Origin of the sequence: Rhizobium sp. Leaf341 (assembly GCF_001424325.1) — a bacterium.
GTDB lineage: Bacteria > Pseudomonadota > Alphaproteobacteria > Rhizobiales > Rhizobiaceae > Ferranicluibacter.
Genome location: NZ_LMPE01000011.1, coordinates 301,633 through 323,877 on the forward strand (window position 1 = coordinate 301,633; position 22,245 = coordinate 323,877).

At 64.1% G+C, this 22,245-nt stretch carries 12 protein-coding genes and 1 pseudogene; 2 read left to right on the plus strand and 11 right to left on the minus strand.

Annotated elements, in window-relative coordinates:
* Nucleotide 1: 1 nt before the first annotated feature.
* The 8 genes from ASG03_RS12555 to ASG03_RS12590 all read right to left on the minus strand — a co-directional run bounded on the left by ASG03_RS12555 (nt 2) and on the right by ASG03_RS12590 (nt 14,441).
* Nucleotides 2-1,057 (minus strand): dienelactone hydrolase family protein, encoded by a 1,056-nt coding sequence (locus ASG03_RS12555; protein ID WP_062693794.1) that lies wholly within the window; start codon nt 1,055-1,057, stop codon nt 2-4.
* On the minus strand, nt 1,054-1,803 hold the full coding sequence (locus ASG03_RS12560; RefSeq protein ID WP_062693795.1) for a FadR/GntR family transcriptional regulator: 750 nt from the start codon (nt 1,801-1,803) through the stop codon (nt 1,054-1,056). Before ASG03_RS12560 ends, ASG03_RS12555 begins: the two co-directional genes overlap by 4 nt.
* A gap of 30 nt (nt 1,804-1,833) precedes the next feature.
* Entirely contained in the window at nt 1,834-2,592 is a 759-nt protein-coding gene (locus tag ASG03_RS12565; RefSeq protein WP_062693796.1) for an ABC transporter ATP-binding protein, read from the minus strand.
* Nucleotides 2,589-3,461, minus strand: a complete 873-nt coding sequence (locus tag ASG03_RS12570) for an ABC transporter ATP-binding protein (protein WP_244475239.1) — start codon at nt 3,459-3,461, stop codon at nt 2,589-2,591. The genes ASG03_RS12565 and ASG03_RS12570 overlap by 4 nt, the downstream gene beginning before the upstream one ends.
* Before the next feature lie 6 nt (nt 3,462-3,467).
* Nucleotides 3,468-4,376 carry an ABC transporter permease gene (locus ASG03_RS12575; RefSeq protein ID WP_443216608.1) on the minus strand — a complete coding sequence of 303 codons (909 nt, stop codon included), beginning with the start codon at nt 4,374-4,376 and terminating at the stop codon, nt 3,468-3,470.
* Nucleotide 4,377: 1 nt separating this feature from the next.
* Nucleotides 4,378-5,394, minus strand: coding sequence for an ABC transporter permease (locus ASG03_RS12580; RefSeq protein ID WP_062693797.1), 1,017 nt, complete (start codon nt 5,392-5,394; stop codon nt 4,378-4,380).
* A gap of 76 nt (nt 5,395-5,470) precedes the next feature.
* A complete protein-coding gene (locus ASG03_RS12585; protein WP_062693873.1) occupies nt 5,471-7,066 on the minus strand; it encodes an ABC transporter substrate-binding protein in 1,596 nt (531 codons plus the stop codon).
* 349 nt (nt 7,067-7,415) lie between these two features.
* A complete protein-coding gene (locus ASG03_RS12590; RefSeq protein ID WP_062693798.1) occupies nt 7,416-14,441 on the minus strand; it encodes a beta strand repeat-containing protein in 7,026 nt (2,341 codons plus the stop codon).
* Nucleotides 14,442-14,844: 403 nt separating this feature from the next.
* On the opposite strand from ASG03_RS12590, the gene ASG03_RS12595 reads away from it, so the two are divergent.
* Nucleotides 14,845-16,323 carry an MDR family MFS transporter gene (locus ASG03_RS12595; protein ID WP_062478809.1) on the plus strand — a complete coding sequence of 493 codons (1,479 nt, stop codon included), beginning with the start codon at nt 14,845-14,847 and terminating at the stop codon, nt 16,321-16,323.
* A gap of 54 nt (nt 16,324-16,377) precedes the next feature.
* On the opposite strand, the gene glf is transcribed toward ASG03_RS12595, so the two are convergent.
* The 3 genes from glf to ASG03_RS12610 form a co-directional block, all read right to left on the minus strand.
* Nucleotides 16,378-17,535: a UDP-galactopyranose mutase gene (glf, locus tag ASG03_RS12600; RefSeq protein ID WP_062693799.1), complete on the minus strand. Its 1,158-nt coding sequence runs from the start codon at nt 17,533-17,535 to the stop codon at nt 16,378-16,380.
* A 60-nt stretch (nt 17,536-17,595) separates the two neighbouring features.
* On the minus strand, nt 17,596-18,852 hold the full coding sequence (locus tag ASG03_RS12605) for a hypothetical protein (protein ID WP_062478815.1): 1,257 nt from the start codon (nt 18,850-18,852) through the stop codon (nt 17,596-17,598).
* Between the two features lie 94 nt (nt 18,853-18,946).
* Entirely contained in the window at nt 18,947-20,989 is a 2,043-nt protein-coding gene (locus ASG03_RS12610; protein ID WP_062693874.1) for an O-linked N-acetylglucosamine transferase, SPINDLY family protein, read from the minus strand.
* A gap of 632 nt (nt 20,990-21,621) precedes the next feature.
* Between ASG03_RS12610 and ASG03_RS12615 the strand changes: the two are divergent.
* Nucleotides 21,622-22,245 (plus strand): annotated as a pseudogene (locus tag ASG03_RS12615) (beta strand repeat-containing protein); the annotation flags it as partial.

A 22,245-nucleotide genomic window follows, 5' to 3' on the forward strand; every position in this document is an offset into this window, starting at 1 on the left:
ATCAGAGGACGCGGTCGAGCCAATCAATCGCGTCCTCCTGTGGCCCTACCGGAAAGACGTGTCCGCCCGGAACGAGCTGAGCCGTGAAGGCGCTCGGCACCCCGGTGGCCTCCCAGATCGTTCGCATCTGGCGAAACGCCTCGGTGGCAACGTCCTGGGGAAAATGCCGGTCATCGCGGCCGCCGAGGAACAGGGCCGGCTTCGGGGCAGCGAGCGCTGCAAAATGGGAATAATCGATCCGGCCGGCGATGGGCGGATGCAGCATGTAGAAGGCCGACTGGCCGCGCAGCTGGTTGCTGCCCGCCTGCATCATCCCGGAACGGGTTCCCATCCAGCCAGCCGCGACGCAGGCCTTCACGTCGGCGGAGAGAGCCGAGAGCTGCCAGGCCCGGGCCCCGCCCATCGAAAAACCAAGGGTTGCCACCCGGTCGGGGTCGATCCCGTCGCAATCTCGAAGCCATGCCAGCGCCTCGAGATCTTCCTTCAGAACGACGCCTGCAAGCGACTGCCCGACCTGCAGGAGATTTGCGGCCAGGGCCTGTTGTCCGTCATAGCCCGTCCCCGCGCGGCCGCCCCAGCCCAGGGCATCGACGCAGAGCACGCTGTAGCCGCGCCGCGCCAAGGCATTGCCGATATGGCGACCGCCGTAGAGACGCGCTGTCCAGTCAAGCGACGACCGGGCCGCCTCGGGCTCTTCGTCCGGCCGCCGAATGACCTTCTGCCGACCGATGGAAAAGAAGGCACCATGATCATGCAGAAGGAGGATGCCCGGCGTCCGACCTTGCGCCCGCGGGCGAAGCCGGTAGGCGTCCGCCGTCTCCCCGTTGGAGAACAGCATGCGGAGGTGGGAGCCGTGGAGCCCGTCATCGTCCCATTCGGCAACAACATTCGCGGTCGGCAAGGCGATCCGCTCGATATCGAGCGCGCGGCGAAGGGCGGCACGCGTGTCTCGCTGCCAGGTCGCGACGTCGGTCGCACCGGCATCGAAGTTCCAGGCGAAGGCATTCTGATCTCGCAGGCGTTTTGCGAGATCCGGCATGTTGTCGTCGTCGATCATCCCCCGAGGCGCATACGCTCGATCATCCGGTCGCGGCTGACCGTCAGATGCTCGCGCATCGCCAGCCGGGCACCATCGATGTCGCGATGGACGATGGCGGCCAGGACACGTCGATGCTCGGCATTGACCCGTTTTAGATTTGCTTGAAAGACGGCATCCGCAACGGCGTGGCTCTGGAGACGCATGCGGGGCATCAACGTCTCGCCGAGATAATTGAAAATCCCGAAGAAATGCTCGTTCTGGCTCGCCTTCGCGACGGCGCAATGAAACTCGAAATCGGTCTGGCTATCGCGAAGAACGCGCTCGATGGCCGCGTCCATGGCGTCGCAGACCGCGGCCATGGCATCGAGATCCGACTGTGTACGGCGCTCTGCTGCCAGTGCCGCCGCTTCGGATTCGATGCCGATGCGCAGTTCGAGACCCTTCAGCTGGTTCTCGACCATCGTAAGCCGCTCGTTGGAAAGACGGAACGGTGGGATACCCGCGTCATCCCGCACGAAGGCGCCGACCCCATGCTGGATGGCGACAAGGCCGCTGGCCCTGAGATTGGCAATCGCCTCGCGGATGACTGTTCGGCTCACGCCGAGTTCGTCGATCAGCACCTTCTCCGTCGGCAATTGGGAGCCGCGGGCGTACTCGCCCTGCCGGATACGCTCGGCAAGCGTGCGCACCACCTGCGAGCTCAACGTCTCCCGTCTGCGCGCGGCAGCGGGAAAGGGATCGGGAGCGTCGGCATCCATGGTCATCGTTCAGACCCCTCCAGAGGGCAGCCGTCGTCAGACGGCCTGGTCGTAGGCAAGACTCGCTTCGATCAGTTCACGGGCGTACGGATCGCGCGCCTCGCCTGTCGAAAGGACCAAGCGATCCATGATCTCAACGACCCGCCCGTGTTGCATCACGGCAAGTCGTTCGCACATATGGTCGATCACCGCCAGATCATGGCTGACGAAGAGATAGGTGAGGTTGCGCCGTGTCCGCAGGTCGGCCAAAAGATTGAGCACCTCCGCCTGCACCGAGACGTCGAGCGCCGAGGTCGGCTCGTCCAGGAGCAGGATCCGCGGCTCGAGAATCAAGGCCCGCGCAATCGCCACACGCTGGCGCTGCCCGCCGGACAGCTCGTGCGGATAGCGTGCGAGAAAGGCAGGATCGAGCCCAACGTCGGTCAGCGCGCGCTCCATCCGCTCCAGCTGCCGGTCCATGCGATGAATGCGCAGTGGTTCTTGTAGGGCCGTTCGGATCGACTGGCGGGGATGAAGCGACCCGTAGGGATCTTGAAACACCATTTGCACCATGCGGCAGTAGTCGGAAAAGGGCATGTCCTTGATCGATGCGCCTTCCATCTCGATCGTCCCATCCCAGAGTGTCAGGAGGCGGGCGATGCAGCGCAGGATGGTCGATTTGCCGGAACCGGACTCGCCAACGAGCCCGAAGGACTCGCCGGCCTCGACGGAAAAGGCGACGTCTCCGAGAATCCGCCGCCGGGCAGCGCCGGAGCCGAGATCGATAGAAACATTCCGGACGTCGATGGCGCTCATGGCTGGGTCCCCGTCAGATCGTGCAGCATCGGCTCGCGGTTGAGCACGGGCAGCGGGCGGCGGCTTCCGCCGATATGCGGCTGGGCGGCCAGGAGCCCGCGGGTGTAGGGATGCACGCAGTTCTGCATGTCCCGGGCGGCACGCTCTTCCACCACTTCGCCATGGCGCATGACCAGCACGCGGTCGCAGAAGTTGCGCACGAGATTGAGGTCGTGGCTGATCATGATGAGGCCGATGCCCTTGTTGGTCACGAGCTCGTTCAGAATGTTCAGCACCTGCATGCGCACCGTCACGTCCAGCGCGGAGGTCGGCTCGTCCGCAATGATGATCTGCGGCTCGGGGATCAGCATCATGGCGATCATGATGCGCTGCCCCATGCCGCCGGACACCTCGTGCGGATAGAGGCCATAGACGCGCTCGGGATCGCGGATCTTCACCGCCTCCAGCATGGAAAGCGTCTTTTCGCGCGCCATCCGGGCGGAAGCCTTGTTGTGCACCCGATAGGCCTCGGCGATCTGGTCCCCGACGCGATGGACGGGATTGAGCGAGAATTTGGGGTCCTGCAGGATCATCGAGATCCGGCGGCCACGGATCGCGAGCATCTGGCGCTCGGTCGCGGCCAGAAGATCGGTGCCCTCGAAGTCCATCCGCGCAGCGTCGATCCGCGCCGTCGGCAGCAGCTTCAGCAGCGCCCGGCCGATGGTCGACTTGCCCGAGCCGGACTCCCCGACGATCCCGAGGCGCTCGCGCCCGAGGTCGAAAGAGACACCTTTCACCACCGGCGTGAACGTGCGCCCGTTCCGGTAGCTGACACGCAGGCCTTCGATGCGGAGCAGCGGCGCACGGTTGTCCATGTGGGGTTCCATCATCGCCTCCTAGTGACCCTGTTTCGGGTCGAGTGCATCGCGCAGACCATCGCCGAGCAGATTGAAGGCGAGGCTGACAAGAAGGATGGCTCCCCCGGGAAACGCGACCAGCCACCAGTTGTCGAGCATGTAGCGCCGGCCGGTCGCGATCATGGCGCCCCATTCCGGCAAGGGCGGTTGGGCGCCGAGGCCGAGAAAGCCGAGACCCGCAGCCGTCAGGATGACCGTCGCCATGCTGAGCGTCACCCGGACGAGAACGGAGGGCAGGCACATCGGCATGATCGATTTGATGATGATGCGCAGCCTCGACGCGCCCTGCATCCGGGATGCGGAGATATAGTCCGCATTGCGGAAGGTGAGCGTTTCTGCACGTGCAAGCCGGGCAATCGGCGGCCAGGCGGTCAGGCCGATGGCGATGATCGCATTCTCGAGACTGGCGCCAAGGGCGGCCACGAACGCGAGCGACAGGATGAGGCTGGGAAAGGAGAGAAAGATGTCGGTGATCCGCATCATGACCGTATCGTACCACCCGCCAAAGTAGCCGGCAGTCGTGCCAACCAGCAGGCCGAGCGGGCCGACGATGACGGAGACGATGGTGATGATCGCAAGGCTGATCCGCGAGCCGTGAATGATCCGGCTGAGCACGTCGCGTCCAAGCTCGTCGGTTCCAAACAGATGGCCGGCCGAAGGCGGCTGGAGCGCCTCGCCCAGATTGATCATGTTCGGCTCGTAGGGCGCTATCCAGGGCGCCACCAGCGCCGTTACGAGAAGGATGGTGATGACCACGAAGCCGAAGCCGGACGAGGGATTGGCGAGCAGGTCTTTCACGACGCGGAGAAGGCGGCTTCGGGCCGTGTAGGTCGTGCGGCTGGGCGTTGTCATGGCTGCAGTCCCGATATCAATGGAATTCATCGTCATGTCAGCGCGTCCTCGGGTCGAAGATCTTGTAGAGCGCATCGGACAGGAGATTGAGCCCGATGAAGATGACGCCCACGAGCAGGACACAGGTCATCACCGCATTCATGTCGCCCACCAGCATGTTGTTGGTGATGTACTGGCCGAACCCTGGCCAGGAAAACACGGTCTCGATCAGCACGGCGCCTTCGAGTAGGCTGCCATAGGCCAGCGCGACGATGGTCACGAGCTGGACGCGAATGTTCGCGAAGGCGTGATGCCAGACGGTGCGGCTTTTGGAGAGCCCCTTTACCCGCGCAGTCGTGACATATTCCTGGTTCAGCTGATCCAGCATGAAGCTGCGGGTCATCCGGGTGATGTAGGCCATGGAGGAATAGCCGAGGATGCTCGCCGGCAGCAGCAGGTGATTGACCGCATCCCAGAAAACCTCCCGATCCCCGGCCAGCAGCGAGTCGATCAAGAGCAAGCCCGTCGTTTCCGGCACGAGGCCGATATAGTAATCCGACAACCGCCCGCCGCCGCCCACGAGATCGAGTGCCGCGTAGAAGACGATGAGGCCGATCATCCCGGTCCAGAAGATCGGCATGGAGTGGCCGATGAGCGTCAGAAACCGGATGACATGATCCACGGGCCTGTTGCGTCGCACGGCGGCCAGGATGCCCAAGGGGATGCCGAGGCCGGCCCCGACGATGATGGCAAAGGTCGCGAGCTCGATTGTCGCCGGCATGACATGCAGGATGTCGTTGATGACGGGTTGTCCGGTGCGAATGGAAACGCCGAAATCGCCCTGCAGGAGATCGCCGACATATCTGAAGAACTGCTGGTACAGCGGCAGGTTCGCGCCGATCCGCTCCGCGACCATCTCGTAGGTTGCCCTGTCCGCCTCCTCGCCGACGATCGCGCGAACGGGATCGACCGGCATCAAGCGGCCGATGCAGAAGGTCAGGATCAGAAGGCCGACGAGGGTGACCAGAATGGTCCCTGCCTGCCGGCCGAAAGCAGAAAATCGCCCGGTGTTCATGACTGCTTGTCCTTGCAATGCGGGAGGAGGTCGCGTGGGAACGGTGGATGCGATGTGCACGACGCCGCAGCGCCGTTCAGCGCTCCTTCGTCACCGTGCGCAACCGTGTCGACCAGGACGGATTGAGCACCAATCCCTTGATATCGGCGCGGTAGCCGACGCTGTCGACGACTTCAGCAAAGGGCTGAATGGCCGGAACGACGTCGGCGTAGTAGGTCTGGATCGCCTCGTAGTCCTTGACCTGCTTTGCCTTGTCCGTCTCCACGAGGGCCGCATCGACCATGCCGTTGATCTTCTCGTCGTAGAACGCCGTCCGCCAGCCCTGGAAATTGGTCAGCTTCGCCGCGTCGGCATTGTCCGGGTTGTAGACGATCGCGCGCAGATTGCTGTCCGGGTGCGGGAGCTGGCCGCCGCCGCCGCGGCCGACGAGCAGTTCATATTTGCGTTCGCGCATGGCACCATAGATCTGGTCCCCGCTTCCCGTGATGATGTCCGCCTTTATCCCAGCCTGCGCCAGCGTGGCTTGAATGGCCGTGGCCGCGTTCATGAAGGGCGCATCGGAAATCGCCCGGAGCGTCGTCGAAAATCCGTCGGGATAGCCGGCTTCCGAAAGCAGGGCCTTTGCCCTTTCCACGTCCAGCGTGTAGCCGGCATTGGGCAGGGCGCCGAACAGCCCGGCCTGGATCGGCCGATCCCGAAGGCGCCCGAAGTAGGGAAGGACGGTATCGTTCAGGCCCTGATAGTCAATCAGGTAGCGCAGGGCCTCGCGGACCTTGGGTTTCTGAAACTTCTCATCCTTCATGGAAACGGCGAGATAGTAGAATCCGCTTCCGGCATTCGTCTGGACCTCGACCTCCTTGCTGGCCTCCAGCGCCTTGAGGTCGGCGGCCGACAGGGAGAAAGCGATATCGATGTCCCCCTTCTCGAGCATCAGTCGCTGGCTCTGCGACTCCGCCAGATGCCGCATCATGATGCGCTTCATGCCGGGCTTCTCGCCCCAGTAGCTGTCGTTGCGATCGAGGATAACGCGCTCGTTGGAGCGCCACTGGCCGAGCGTGTAGGGGCCGGAGCCTGCGGAATTGTTGGTGAGCCACGCAGAGCCGAGATCTCCGGCCTTGTCGTGTTCCATCACGGTCTTGCTGTCGAGAACCGAGCCGGGCCCGACAATCCCCAAAGTCTGGACGATGATCTGCGGGTCGACCTTCTTCGGAAGGGTGATCACGACCGTCGTCTCGTCGGGAGCGGTGAAGCTCTTGTCCGCATTGGCGGCGGTAAAGCCGTGCGTCTTCAGAAAGGAGGCCTGCGCCAGGTTGAGGGTCATCAGCCGCTTCAGGGACCAGACCACGTCTGCGGAAGTGACGGGATTGCCCGATGCAAAAGTTGCACCTGATCTCAGTTTGAAGGTGATCGCGGCGTTGTCGGGGCTGATGGTCCAGCTTTCGGCAAGCATCGGATCGACCTGCGCGCGGTTGACGGCATCAAGAGCGACCAGGTTATCATATATGTTGGCCAGAACTTGTACGGTCTCTTTGCCCGTGATGGCGGCAGGATCCAACGTCAGGATATTGCTCATGGAAAAGCCGACGACCAGCATGTTCGGCGGCGTTTCAGCCCATGTAGGGCTCGTCAATAACGTCGAGGCCACCAGAATTGTCGAAAAAATCTTGCCCATGCGCTGCATCGTTTCCTCCACGTGCTGCCTCCCAGCAGCATCATTCCCTCACTCTGGTCATAAGAGATATGACGTCACACCTCGACTGTCAATCTGTTTGAACGAGCGCGGTGCAATCGGAAAGTTTTCAAGATGAGAGCTGCGGCAAAGCAGGCCTGGTGCGGGGGAGGAAGGGTCGAACGGCATGCGTCGCCGTCGGCCCCGGCATGAGACGCTCGAAACGGTGAAGGCCGCGTTGCGGCGATCCCGCGGTAAAGCCGATGGGGATAACATCGACATCCGTCCCGAGACGGCTCAGGCAGTGCCGTCTTTCGGACACACTGCCTGGCCCTCTCGGAACGGCTGCCGATCAGATGCTCAGCATCGACATAATCAGCGACGCGCTGTCGTCGCCGGGCGCAACGGACGTCGCCGCTGGGTCGATCGACGTGCTCGTCGCGGCGGAAGCCGAAGCAAGCCGGGCGCTGGAGCCGGCAGGGGCCGGCTGCGCGTTGATGGCCACGTCGGTCAGGGCCTGCAGCTGGGCCGGCGTCATGCCATCGATCTGGCCGGGGGTGAAAGCCTCCGCTTGCGCGACCGTCAAGCCGGCGATCGCACGCGTGCTCAAGCCGGAGATCGCGCTGCTGCCGAGCGCGATAATGTGTTCGGGCGACAGCTGAAGAAGATCGTCCGGGCCGAGCGCCGCCGCCTGCATCAGGCCGAACGCACTGATCTGCGACGTCGAGAGCATGCCGATCTGCGCCGGGGTCAGCGCAGTGACCTGGCTGTAGCCAAGCGCTGCGACCTGGCCGGTCGTCAGTGCCGCGATGGCGCCCGACGACAAGGTGGCGACGAAGGCGGTGCTCAGTCCCTTGATGGACGTCGGAGCAATCGCCGCGACCTCCTGGGTGGAGAAGGTTGCCAGTTGCGTGGTGCTCAGGCCCGAAAGGCCGCTCTGGCTAAGGGCAGCAATCTGGCTGCTGGTCAGCATGTCCACCTGTTCGGTGCTGAGGGCGCCGAGCTGCGTGCTCGTCAGCCCGGCGATGGTTCCCGTCCCCAGCGCGGCGATTTCCGAGAGGGTGAGGGCCGCAACGAATGTCGTCGGCAGGCCCTTCACGGCGGTGGATGCCAGCGCCGCGATCTTGCCGGGCTTGAGTGTCTCCAAGCTGTCGGCCGTCAGTCCCGAGAGCGCATCCGCGCTCAAGGCAGCGATCTGCGCGGTCGACAGGAGCTGCATCTGCGCCGGGCTCAACGCGCCGGCCTGGCTGCTGCCGAGACCCGCGAGGCCCTTTGTGCTCAGTGCACCGAACTGGCCATCGGACAGGCCCGATATGTCCGCGGTCTTCAGCGCGCCGATCTGGCTCGATGTCAGCGCGCCCACCTGCGCGAGGCTCAGCGCCTCGATTTGGCCGGACGTCAGCGCCGCGATCTGCTGGGTGCCGAGCCCCGAAATGCCGCCTGTGCTCAAGGCGGCGATCTGCTGCGGGGTAAGTGTGGCAAGCATGGATGACGACAGACCCGAGACGGCTGTCGAACTGATGGAGGCGATGTCGCCGGTGCTGAAACTGTCGATATCATCCTGACCGAGGGCGGCCAGCTGCGCGGCGTTGAGAACCGCAATCTGCGCACCGGTCAGAGCCTCCGCCTGTTCGACACCGAGCGCTGCGATTTGCGCGGTAGCGAGACCGGAAATGCCGGCCGTGCTGAGGGCTGCAATCTGGCGTGTTGAAAGTGACGCGATCGCCGCCGTGGAGAGACCCGCCATTGCTTGGGAGCCGATGGCCGCGATCTGTGCCGTACCGAGAGTGTCGAGGGCTTCGGTGCCGAGGGCCGCCAGCTGACGGGAGGAGAGACTGCCGATCTGGGCCGGCGTCAGAGCCAGGATCTGGTTTTCGCTGAAGCCCGTGAGCAGAGCCACAGGAAGCCCCGCGATCCCGCTCGTCGAAAACGCGCTCAGCTGGGTCGCCGACAGGAAGGCAATGTCTTCGGTTCCGAGCGCTGCAACCTGTTTGGACGAAAGCGCCGCGATCTGCGCCGTCGTCAGCACTTCGATCTGGGAACCCTGCAGCGATGCGATCTGGCCCGTCGTCAGCCCAGACACGCCGGCCGGGCTGAGCGCCGAGACCTGCTCGTTGGAAAGCGACGCGATCGCGGTGGAGGAGAGGCCGGACATCGCAGCCGATCTAAGGGCTGCCATATCCGCGGTCGAAAACCCGTGGAGATCTTCAAGGGCCAAGGCCGCGACCTGGGCCGAGCCGAGTGCGGCGACCTGCGTCGGCGTAAAGGCTGCCGTCTGCTCTGCGCTCAGGGCGGCGATCTGCCCGCTGCTCAGCCCCGTCATCCCGTCGGGACTGAGAGCCGCGATCTGGTGCGGCGCAAGAACGGCAACCGAGGCCGTCGTAAGCGCAGCGACCTGCCGCGAGCCGAGGGCCGCAAGTTGCGCGGTCGTCAGGGCCTCCAACTGGTCGTTCGACAGCGCCGCGACCTGCGCGCTGCCAAGGCTGGCGATGGTGCTTGGGCTGAACGCTGCAATTTGCTCGCCCGTCAGCGTGACAAGCGAAGCGGTGGCAAGACCCGCAACGGCGCTTGGCGAGATGGCCGCGATATCGGTGAGACTGAAGCGGGCGAGACCGCTCGATGCGAGTGCCGCCAGCTGTCTCGAGCCGAGAGCGGCGATCTGCACCCCGTTCAAGGCCTCGGCTTGATCCGCGCTGAGAGCGCCGATCTGCTGGCTCGTCAATCCGGCGACGCCGCCGCCGCTGAGCGCAGCAATCTGCGCCGTCGTCAGCGTCGCGACATCGCTCGTGGCGAGAACGGCAACCTGCCGCGAACTCAAGGCTGCGATCTGTGCGGTGCCCATCGCCTGCACCTGGGTGCTGCTCAGATGCGCAATCAACAAGGTGCTGAGGCCGCTGATTCCGGCAGGGCTGATCGCGGCGATCTGATCGCTGGAAAGAGCGGCAATCGCCTGCGGGTTCAGGCCCGACATTGCGTCGGACGAGAGAGCGCCGAGGTTGCCCGCCGCAATGGCCTGGATATCGCCGGCGCCGAGGACCGCCGTCTGCCGGGCCGTCAGGGCACCCAACTGCGACCGCGTCAATGCCGCGATCTGGTCACTGCCCAGAGCGTCGACCTGGCGCGAGCCGAGCGCTGCCACGGCCGCCGTGCTGAGCGCAGCGATCTTGTCGGTGGTCAGCGACGCCATCGTGTCCGTGGACAGACCGACGACGGCTGCGGGATCGATCGCGGCCATTTCGCGTGTCGAGAACGTCGCCAGCGCATCGGACGAAAGGGCCGCCAGCTGGGCGGAGTTCAGTGCCGCGATCTGAATGCGGGTCAGAGCTTCCACCTGGTCCGTCCGCAGCGTCGCCAGCTGGCGGGTGGTCATGCCACGGATACCCGATGCGCTCAGAGCGGCCATCTGGTCGGTCGAAAGCGCGGCAAGGCTGTCCGTCGTCAGGCCGGCGATCGCGTCCGACGTGATGGCGGCGATGTCCTTGGTGGAGAACGTCGAGAGGCCGACCGACGGAAGGACCGACACCTGCCGGGAGGTGAGATAGCCAACCTGGGCACTGGTCAGCGCCTCCGCCTGGGCCGACGTCAGCACGGACATCTGCTGCGACGTAAAGCCGGCAACTGCCGTGCTGGAAAGGGCCGCGATCTGGGCGGTGGAAAGAACCGAGACGCCGGATGTGGCGAGAGCGCCGATCTGGGCGAAACCAAGTGCGGCAACTTGACGTGTTGTCAGGTTGACGAGCTGATCCGTCCCGAGGGCCATGACCTGCGCATTCGAAAGCCCGCCGATCGCGCTGCTGCTGAGGGAGGCGATGCGTTGCGAGGCAAGCGCACGAAGATCGGCGGTGGTGAGGCCGCTCATCTGCTGCGAAGTCAGCGCGCCGAGCTGGGCGGAGGTCAGGGCGGCCATCTGCGCATCAGTCAGCGCGGCAACCTGATCGGCGCTCAGCGCACCCACGGCCGCGGTCGTCATCACGGCAACCTGACCCGTGGAGAAGGCCGAGATCTTTGCCGAGAGCGCGGCGACCTGGCCCGGCGTCAGCTGCAGGATCTGGGACGGAGAAAGAGCGGCCAGCTGCGCGGTGGACAGCGAGGAAGCCTGTGCCGTCGACAGTCCGGGCAGCGCTGCCGTGCCGAGAGCGGCGATCTGCTGGGCGGACAGGGCACCAACAACATCCCGACCGAGGCCTGACAGCGCCTGGCTTCCGAGCGCCGCGATGTTGGCGGTCGGGAAGGCCGCGATGTCCTCGACCTCGAGGGCGCCCATCTGCGCAGCGCTCAAGACCTTGACTTGGGACACGGACAGCGCCGCGAACTGGCCAGGCCCCATGGCCGCCAGTTGCGAGATCGTCAGCTTCGCCACGGCATCCGCCGTCAAGGCGCGGATCTGGGCCGTGGTCAGGCCTTCCATCACGTCGCCGCCGAGACCGGAGATGCCCGCGGGGCTGATGGCGGCCATGTCTGCCGTCGAGAACGTCGCAAGATCTTCGGGTCCGAGTGCGGCAAGCTGTCCGGCCGTCAAGGCACGGATCTGCGTGACTGACAGCGCCTCGACCTGGGCCGTCCCGAGCGCTCCGACCTGGGCCGCGGTCAAGCTGGTGATGGCCGCCGTACCCAAGGCGGCGATCTGCGCCGTGCCGAGCGAGGCGATGACATCGGCACCGAGTCCGGGAATGGCGCGACCGCCGAGCGCGGCGATCTTGGCTGTCGAGAAGGCTGCAAGATCGCCGGCATCAAGTGCGCCGACCTGCTGCGCGGTCAGCTGCGCGACTTGCCCGGTGCTCAGGGCCGCCAGCTGCGACGTGCTCAACGCGACGATCTGGCCCGTGGTCAGGACGGGGACGGTGCTCGTGCTGAGCGCGGCCACCTGCGCGGCTGACAGCGCGCCGATCTGCTCGGACGACAAGGCGGCAACCTGTGTCGCACGTAGAGCTGCGATTTGTGACGTGGTCAACGCCGCTATCTGGCTGGTCGTCAGGGCCGCAAGGTTGAGCCCCTGGACGGCGGAGGTGGTGATTGCGGCGACATCGTCCGCCGAGAAGGTGGCGAGCGACTCTTCGCCGAGGCCCGAAAGCTGAATGGCATTGAGCGCGGCCATCTGCGTCGGTGACAGGGATTCGATCTGCGTGGTGCTCATCGCGGCCAGCTGGGCCTTCGTCAGGCCGGATATCTGGGCGGTCGTCAGGGCTGCGATCTGGCCGGTCGAGAGCGTTGCGGCCACCTCCGCCGTCAGCCCGGACAGTGCCGATTTGGAGATTGCGCCGATAACGTCCGTCGATATGGCGGCAAGATCGTCCGCACCCAGTGCGGAAAGCTGGAGCGCGGTCAGAGCCTTCAGCTGGTCCGTCGAGAGGGCGGCGACCTGCTCGGTCTGCAGAGCGTCGATCTGGGACGTGTTCAGGCTCGCGACGACGCTGGTGCTCAAGGCGGCAATCTGTGCAGCGGAAAGCGCGGCGAGCGTGTCGGTCTGAAGGCCCGCGATCGCCCTGTTGGTCAGGGCGGCCATATCATCGGTGGAGAAGGTCTGGACAGCCGCCGTGCTGAGCACGGCGATCTGTGCCGCAGAGAGTGCGCGCACCTGGACGGAAGTGAGGGCCTCCACCTGCTCCGTGCTCAACGCCGCCATCTGTTGCGTCGTCAGGGCGGTGGTCTGGCTCGAGGTCAGGGCGGCGATCTGGGCGGTGGACAGAACGCCGATGGCGTCGGCGCGAAGGCCCTTGATCGCGGATGTCGAAAGGCCGGCCAAAGCTGCCGTCGAAAAAGAGGACAGCGTGCTTTCGCTGAGCGCTGCAATCTGGGTCGATGTCAGCGCCCGGGTCTGGCTCGACGTCAGGACGGCCGTCTGCTCGGTGCTCAAGCTTCCGATCTGCTGCGTGGTCAGGCTTCCGAGTGCCTGCGAGCCGAGCTTGGCGATCTGGGCGGTGGAAAGGGCGGCGAACTGGTTGACCCCCCAGCCGGTGATCTGCCCGGCGCCGAGAGCGGCAACTTGCGATGGCAGCAGGGCAGCGAGGTGATCGGTGGTCAGGGCGTTGACCTGCGTGCTCGTCAGGACGGCGACGGTTGCCGTGCTGAGCGCCACGAGCTGGGCTGCAGACAGGGCGGCCACGACAGCGGTGCTCAAGCCCTGCACAGCCTTTCCGTTGATGGCGGCGATGTCGGTCGTGGAGAAATTCGCAATGTCGCCGGCATCGAGCGCGGCAAGCTGGGCCGTCCCGAGCGCCTTGACCTGCACAGGCGTCAGGGCCGTCAGCTGCGCATCGTTCAGCGCGCCGATCTGCGCACTGGTGAGCGCGCTGATGACGCTTGTACCGAGCGCGGCAACCTGAGCGGTGGTCAGTCCGGCGATCGCGTCGGGACGAACACCACCAAAGGCCTGGCCGGTCAGGACAGACATCGCCGTCGTCGACAAAGCGCCGATCCCATCGGAGGAGAGAGCGGCAAGCTGCGTCGAGCTTAGGGCCTTCACCTGCAGAGAGGAGAGGGCGGCGAGCTGGTCCTTGCTGAGGGCGGCAACCTGAGACGGCGCCAGCGATGCGAGAGACCGGGATGCCAGAGCGTTGATCTGGATCGTCGAGAGGGCTGCGACCTGCGCCGTGCCGAGCGTCGCCAGCTGCGTACCGCTGAGCGCGCCGGCCTGGCCGGAGGACAGGGCGGAGAGCTGCTCGTCGGACAGGCTTGCAATCGGAAGACCGGTAACGGCCCGTGTGGTGATGGCGCCGATGTCGTCGAGCGACAAGACGGCGATGTCCTCGGCTTCGAGCGCGGCGATCTGGAGGGATCCGAGGGCCGAAACCTGTGACGAGGTCAGCGCCTCGACCTGGTCCCGGGTCAGGGCCGTGATCTGATCGGTCGACAGGCTGGCGACGGCTCCCGTGTTCAGCGCGGAAATCTGGTCTGTCGCGAGCGAGGAAAGCACATTCAGCTGCAGTCCCCGGATGGCGGAACTCGAGATCGCATTGATATCGGCCGTCGAAAAGGTCGCCAGATCTTCCGGGCTGAGGGCAGCAAGCTGATCGCTGGTCAGCGCCTTGATCTGGGCGGGCGTCAGGGCTTCTGCCTGATCTGCCGTCAGCGCACCGATCTGCGCCGTGGACATGCCGCTCACCTGGGTCGAAGAGAGCGCTTCAATGCCTGCCTTGTGCAGAACGCTTAACTGATCGAGCGTCAGACCGACGATGGCCGCGCGGGAGATCGCATTCAGTTGCTCGGTGCTGAGCACCTCGACGTCCTCGACATCGAGCGCCGCGATCTGGGTGGAGGAGAGCGCTCTGATCTGCAGCGTCGAAAGGGAGCTAACATCCTCCGTCGTCCAGGCGGCAACTGCGGGCGCAGACAGGGATCGGATCTGCGTGACGCTCAGGCCGGAAGCAATTGTCGTCATAGCATCGATCCCCGTTCGACGGGCACCCGGTCGCTCGGTGCCCAGTCTGCGTGCCAAAAGGCAAAGCCATCTTCCGGACGCGCACGATCAAAGACCCCGTGGACGCGACGGTTGCTTCATCGGGTATCGGCTTTGGCTTGCTTGAGCCTGATGCGGTCCGGCCATGGGAAGCGACGTCCAAGCGCAGCATGGTCCCGTCGCTTGCGAAAACCGTAAGTTTTACAGACTATCGGCCTTGACCGCCGGGGGTAACAGGTCCAGTTCAAGGCTGCGGGATCCGATCCCGACCGACGCCGCGCTGGCATGTTCCCTCGACATCCGCGCGCATGCATCGCGCGACTGACGGCCGTCCGACCGCCGAGTTTCTCCCATTGCGCCCCCGGAGGCGCTCCGGAACCGATTGATGAGTGAAAAACGGGTTCATCGCGGCCTCGTCGTTGCTGCAATCATGGCCAGCATGGCGATGATTGCGATCGAGGCGACAATTGTCTCGACCGCCATGCCGCAGATTGCCGCGCAGCTGGGTCAGCTCAATCTCTACAGCTGGGTGTTCTCTTCCTTTCTGCTGACGCAGACAGCCACCACCGTCGTCTTCGGCAAGCTGTCGGATATCTACGGCCGCAAGCCGATCGTGCTGTTCGGCATCGCTGTGTTCCTGCTGTCCTCGCTGCTTGCGGGCTTTGCCTGGTCCATGCCGTCGATGATCGCCTTCCGTCTGCTCCAGGGCGTCGGCGCCGGCGCCATCCAGCCGGTCGCCATGACGATCGTCGGCGATCTGTTTCCCGGTCGCGAGCGCGGCAAGGTTCAGGGCTATCTGGCAAGCGTGTGGGCGTTGTCGGCAGTGGTCGGTCCGCTGCTCGGCAGCTTCATCATCCACGCCTTGCCTTGGGCTTGGGTCTTCTGGATCAACATCCCCGTCGGCATCCTGGCCGCCTTCGGCTTCATGCGCTTTCTGCACGAGGAAAAGCAGACGCGCACGGCATCGATCGACATCCTTGGTGCCGTCCTCTTTGCCGTTTCCATCTCCGCGTTGATGGTGGCCCTGACCGAGGTGGAGGCCGCGACGCCGGTCTACACCATTGTTGCGGTGCTGGTGTTCGTCGCCAGCCTCGGCCTGTTTCTCTGGCAGGAGCGTCGTGCGGAAGCCCCGATGGTCGCGCCCGATCTCTGGCTGCGCCGGCCCATCGCGGCCTCCAACATCGCCATCTTCTTTGCCAGCATGGCCATCATGGGGCTGACGACGTTCCTGCCCATGTATGTCCAGACGGTGCTCGATCGGTCGCCGCTCGTCGCAGGCTTTGCATTGACGATGCTTTTGATCGGTTGGCCGGCCGGCGCGACCTTCGCGTCGCGCATGTTCCCCCGCTTCGGGCTCCGTCCGATCATGGTCGTTGCGAGCCTCGTCATTCCGGTCGGCGCCTTCATGCTCGTGCTGCTCACGCCCGACAGTTCGCCGGCACAGGCTGGTGCAGGCTCGCTGGTCATGGGTATCGGCATGGGCCTGCTCAACATTTGCGCGCTGGTCATCACCCAGGAGAGCGTCGGCTGGTCGCAACGCGGCAGTGCCACGGCCTCCAACGTGTTCTCGCGCAATCTCGGCAGCACGCTTGGCGCCTCGATACTCGGCGCTGTCCTCAGCTACGGCCTTGCCCATGCCGGCGGCATGGGGGCGATCACGCCCGAGCAGTTGCGCGGCCTGCTGGACGGAACGGCGGCTGCCGCCATCGACGTGACGCCCGTCCGCATGGCGCTGCAGGCAGCGCTTCACGTTACCTTCCTGGTGATGTTCCTGATGACGATCCTGATCGTTCCGGTCTGCCTCTGGGTGCCGAAGCTCCTCGAGCAGGACCATCCCGCAGACGCGGTCGAAGGCCGCGCCTGACTGCCCGCCGATCCCACGGCAACGGCCCGATCGGCGTTGCCGAAGCCCGTCGTCTCAGAGCGGGGAATGCAGGAAGGCGGGGACCGGCGCGTTTTCAGCGGTGTTCTTCAGGTAGAGTGCCGCCGTGTCCAGAGCTTCCCGGATCGTCACGTCCATATCGAGATACCGATAGGTGCCGAGGCGACCGACAAAGGTGACGGCGGTTTCCGCTTCGGCCCGCTCGATATACGAGGCGAGCAACTGCTTCTCCTCGACCAGCCGGATCGGGTAGAAGGGGACGTCGTCTTCGCCGCAAAGACGTGAGAATTCGCGATAGCAGACCGATCCCTTCGGGCTCTCCCACGGCGAAAAGTGCTTGTGCTCGGTGATGCGGGTGTAAGGCACATCCGCGTCGCCATAATTCATGACCGCACAGCCCTGATAGTCGCCCTCGTAGGTAAAGCGCTCGAAATCGAGCGTCCGATATCCCAGCCGGCCCATCTCGTAGTTAAAGTAGCCGTCGAGAGGGCCCGAATAGAAGACATGGTCATAAGCCTCGTTCTGCGCCTTGTCGAAGCGGGTCCCCAGTCGAACGGTGATGCCGGGGTGATCGAGGATGCCGGCCACCATGTCGGTGTAGCCGTTTTCCGGCATGCCCTGAAACCGATGGAAAAAGTAATTGTCGTCGTAGTTGAAGCGCACCGGAAGGCGCTTGAGGATGGAGGCCGGCAACTGCGTGGGCGAGCAGCCCCACTGTTTCTCGGTATAACCCTTGAAGAACGCCTCGTAGAGTTCGCGACCGACGAACCGCAGGGCCTGCTCTTCGAAGGTCTGCGGATCGGAAATGGTCTTGTCGGCCCTCTCCTCAATGAAGGCGCGGGCCTCGTCGGGCCGAAACGTCTTGCCGAAAAACTGGTTAATGGTGTGCAGGTTGACCGGCAGGGAAAACACCTGCTCGTCGACCGTCGTCTTCACCCGGTTCTTGTAGGGCATGAACGTCTGAAAGCGATTGACGTAGGTCCAGACCTCTTCGTCATCCGTATGGAAGATGTGCGGGCCATAGACATGCACCATGACACCCGTATCCGCATCGCGCTCGCTGTAGCAGTTTCCGGCGATATGGTCGCGAACGTCGAAGATCTCGACGCTGTATCCCGCGAGCGCCAGTTCCCGCCCGATGACGGCGCCCGAAAGGCCGGCGCCGACGATCGCAATTTTCCCGTTCCCGCCCATGTCGTATCCTCGTCTTTTCGTTTTTGGTCCGTGCCGTTCCGGCAAAGACATATCGCGCGATCAGGCTGCCGCCAGGTTGCTCCGCATCAAGGCGTCGTATCCATCGATCAAGCGATCGAGCGCAAGGCCGTTCTCTTGGGGTCCGAAGCTCAGATGGCTGACGGTGAAGTCGGAATAGATGGCCGTGGGGCGGTTCAGATAATTCGGCAGATCGACGGTCAAGGCATATTCATCATCGCATTTCGGCAGCGCCATGTGCACGAGATCCCGGCCCAGCCACGCGATGAAATTGATCGACTGCCGCTCCTGCCAGTCGATGACGGCGCTGGGCAACGGCAAGGATTTTTCCGTTTTGCTGAGGAAGTATTCGTGAAGCTGCATCGCGCGCTCCGCGCTCTGCCACAGGCTTCCACCAAAACCGCCCGGCGGACGCTCGAAGCGGCCGAGCGTGGCGGGGAGGGACCCGGCTTCCTGCTGCCAGTAGGCGCAGACGCCATTGTTGACGACATTGGCGGAGACGATGAAATAATGCGGATTGTCGCGGCGGAAGGCGATGAACTTGCTGAGATTGTCGAGATCGAGATAAACGACGTCGTCGTCGCATTTCAGGAAGACGGCGTCAGAAAATTCCGTCAGTCGCTTGGTATAGTAGCTGTAGGCCTGCCAGTACGGCGTCGTCTCGTTTTCGTTGCCGACATAGCGGCGGACCGGGCTCTGCACGTCGCAGAGTTCGAGATCGGAGCCCCAGCCGCCGCGCACCATGATCGAGGCACCGCCCGGCAGCTGGATATCCGGCCACGACCCGACCATGACGCCGTTGACGTGTAGCGTGGGAACGCCGGCGGGATCGAGGCTGAGAACGACATGGTTGGCGAGACCCGGCGACAGCACGCCGGGCGTCGATCGGGTCCAGAGCAGGGGATGGGTGTCGCGCGTGAAGCTCGTGAGGTCCCGCTCCGTGATGCGACGGAGCGCGGAATGCGTGTTGTTCCAGCCGCCGACGACGAGTTCGTAGGAATCGCTTGTCTTGTCGTGGGGAATGATTGCGATGTGCAGGTCGCTCTGGATCTTTGCCGTCGTGCGGAACGAGGACTGGCGGCTGACCGACCCCTTCTGCTGGTAGGACGCATTCGGCCCCATGAAGCGGACCGGTCCGAATTCCTTGGTGACCCAGGCCCGATCGTCGGCCGAGCGGGTAAAGTCCCAGATGTGCCATTCGTCGATGATGCCCGCATCCAGCGCCTTGCGGATGTACTGGGTCAGGATCTCCATCCGCTGCTGGCGGCCGGCAAAGGTGACCAAAATCACGGGGTTCATGTCATTGCCCTCTCGTCGATATCATCAATTGTCGGCTGCGGCGTGATCGCCGGAGCGCACCTTCCGTCATCCGTCCCCCCGGACGGACGGCCTGTCAGTCGGTCTCGGTCCAGAACCGGGTATCCCGCGCAACCGGGGCATAGGCGTTCCGCTGCGCAAGTTCCTGGCGATAGCGCTCCCGGTAGCTTGCCTCCGTCTCGAACTCGATCGGCTCGGACAGAAACTCGACGCCGACTTCGTAGTAGATGTCGAGATTGTCGAGGCGCGGGATCGGGATTTCGCCGCGCTCGGCCTCGCCCTGCATCTGCCAGTACAGCGTCTCCAGACGGGCTACGAGAGCCGGGATATCGCGCAGAGCGCAGGTTTCCCGCTGCGCTTGCAGCGATTGACGGACGCTCGACAGGCTCTCGCGATTGTGCGCATAGCCGATCGCCTTGGCGACATAGGCATCCGGCGTTTCGCAGATCATCTCCGGAATGCCGGCGGCGTGGAGAATGCTGCTGCAGAAGCGCGAGGCGAAACCCTTGCCGCGGAGCGTGAGCACCGGCAGGCCCATCGTGACCGCGTCGGCCGCCGTGGAATGGGCGCCATAGGGGAATGTATCGAGGAAAAGATCGGCCACGCCGATGCGGGCCAGGTGAAAGGCGTTGGGAGCCTTGGGCGCGAAGATCAGGCGATCCGCATCCACGCCGTGGTCGATCGCAAGCTGGCGGAGCCGCTGGTTGACCGGCTCCGACGCGCCGAGAAGCCAGAGAACGCTTCCGGGTACGGCCAGGAGGATCGTCATCCAGCGCGAGAAACAGGCCGCCGTTGTCTTCTGGGAGCCGTTGAAGCAGGCAAACACGAAGGCATCGTCCGGAAGTCCGGCCTCCTGCCGCGTCGGGCGCGCCGCGATCTTGCGCTTGCGGTCCACCGGCTGGTTGCAGGGGATGCGCAGCACTTTTTCGGTGTAGTAGAGTTCGTTTTGCGGCGGGATGATCTGCTCGTCGGCGATGATGTATTGATGAACGGGGCTCGCCATGGTTCCGGGATACCCGCAGAAATTGACGATGACCGGAGCGGGACGGTAGGCGAAGATCTTGGTGCGTGCGTGCTTGGTATAGCCGTTGACATCCACCAGGATATCGATGCCGTCGGCGCAGATCTGCTTGGCGGCATCGAGGTCGCTGAGGGCCCCGATATCATGCCAGTGATCGACGGCTGCCTGGATACGGGTCTGTGTCGCGTCGCCGGTACGCGCTTCGCCGCAGTAGTAGGCAAACACCTCGACGCGTTCCTTGTCGTGCAGCTCAAGCACTTCGCTTAGCGCGAAGCCGACGGCATGGTCGCGCAGGTCGGACGAGACGTAGCCGATCCGAAGCCGCTCGGACGTGCCGGATTTCGGGCGCGGAGATGGTTTCAGAATATCGCGGGCGTGGACGCGACCGACGAGATGCTTGTTGTAGCGATAGGCCTTCGCCATCTGGAAGATCGGGTCGTCCGTGTAACAGGCGAGGGGGAGCGGCGAAAACGCTTCCAGGAGCTGCCGGTTCGTCACGTATTCCGACGGCGTGAGGATCGGCCATTTGCACTGATGCTGGCGGGTCGACAGCCAGTGCTGCGCAGCCTCCGTACGGTCCGGCCGCAGTTCAACCGCCTGCCAGAGAATGGCTTCCGCATCCTCCAGAAGTCCGACGCTCTCCATGACGCGGCCGATGTGCTGGAGCGCCATCAGACGGTAACCGATCTTTTCCGGCGTGATCTCCTGCGTCGCAGCGACATATTGCTGCCATTGCTGGACGGCCTGCGCGTTCAGCCCGCTGTCCTCATAGGTGCGGCCGAGATTGATGCGGGCCTGCCCCATCTGCGGCGAGATCTTCAGGCTCGCCTGGAGCGCATTGATGGCGCCGGGCATGTCGTCCATCGCCCGCAACGTGACGGAATAGTTGAAATAGGCGAGATGCAGGACCGGGCTGTTGTCGTTGAAGGCAATCCAGGTGCTGTAGAGTTTGGCAGCCGCAGCCGTCTGCTGCGCAGTGTTCAGCTCTTCGGCGATCTGGAAGAGTTCCAGAAGCGAGAGCTGCTGCTGACGTGCGCGCTCGAGCGCCACAGCAAGCATCGACTGGTGTGCTGAGGCAAAGATATTGTGCATAACCATGGACATCACATTGATCGTGGGCTCGAGGCCGCATTTCGGGACGCTGAGAGCTTGACAACTAGCGGCGTTGCCTTGCCTTGAGCTTGCGGCCGCAGCGCATCATAAATGTAAAACAGTCTTTCCCGGAAAGTCTTCTTGTTCTCGACAAGGCTGCGCCAAAGAATGCATACAGGCGCAATGAAAGCTCCACCTCCGCGCAAGTTTGTCAAGCTACCGACTATAGCGAGGTCTAAACACTTTCTTTATTCTGCGCTTTAACTGAAAATTAGAAGGTGGGGCTTAAAAATCGCGATGTGGGTTGTGTGCTATCTCCCCCCGCGGGATCTAGCGGCGTCCATAGGGGAAAATCAAAGACTTCGAATGTATTGATACCATAGGTGTGGGAAGCAGAGGTCTTACTCTGCATGCATGATGCCGCCCCCACGTCAGGCTCTTACGAGCCATGTTTCCAGATATTCTTTCCGCTCGAACGAGCGCCACCCTGTGCCTAGCCCATTGGAGCAGGCAGCAGCATCGGCGATCGTTTGAAGATGCCCGGCGCATCCAAGGCTCTGTGACGCGAGGCTTCGCCTTCCGCCGCAGGCATCGGAGAGGAACGAATATTAATCTTTGAACGATGAAGGCGCGCACCCATGACCTCGATTGTATCTTCACTCAGCGTTAAACAGATCCAGTCCCTCAATACGTCCACGATCGCGTCGTTTACGACCAGCGATGTGGGTGCCCTGACATCGGCGCAGATTGCCGCTTTTTCCTCCCAGCAGATCGCAGCCTTCACCACGGACGACCTCTCGGCTTTCAGCACGACGCAGCTTCGCGCGGTGTCGGCGTCCGCCGTCACGGGCCTGACCGCCGGCCAGCTCGCCGTCCTCGACAGCACCAAGCTCGCGACGCTCGTGTCCAGCCAGGTTGCAGCTCTCACCTCGGCGCAGGTCGCCTCTCTTTCCTCCGGCCAGCTTGACGGCCTCACGACCGCGCAGCTCGGCGCCCTGTCGTCTGCGGCCCTGGCGGGCTTTGCCACCGAAGACATGGCGACGATCTCGTCGACCGAGATCTCGGCCCTGAGCGCCAAGGCTCTGGCCGGTCTTTCCACGGCCAACTTCGCCGTACTGACCTCCACCCAGCTCGGCGGTCTGACGACGGCCCAGGCCGGCGCGCTCGGTACCGCCCAGATCAAGGCGCTGTCCACCGACCAGATCGGCGGCCTGACCACCGCCCAGATCGGTGCGCTCACCTCCGCCCAGATCGGCGCCCTG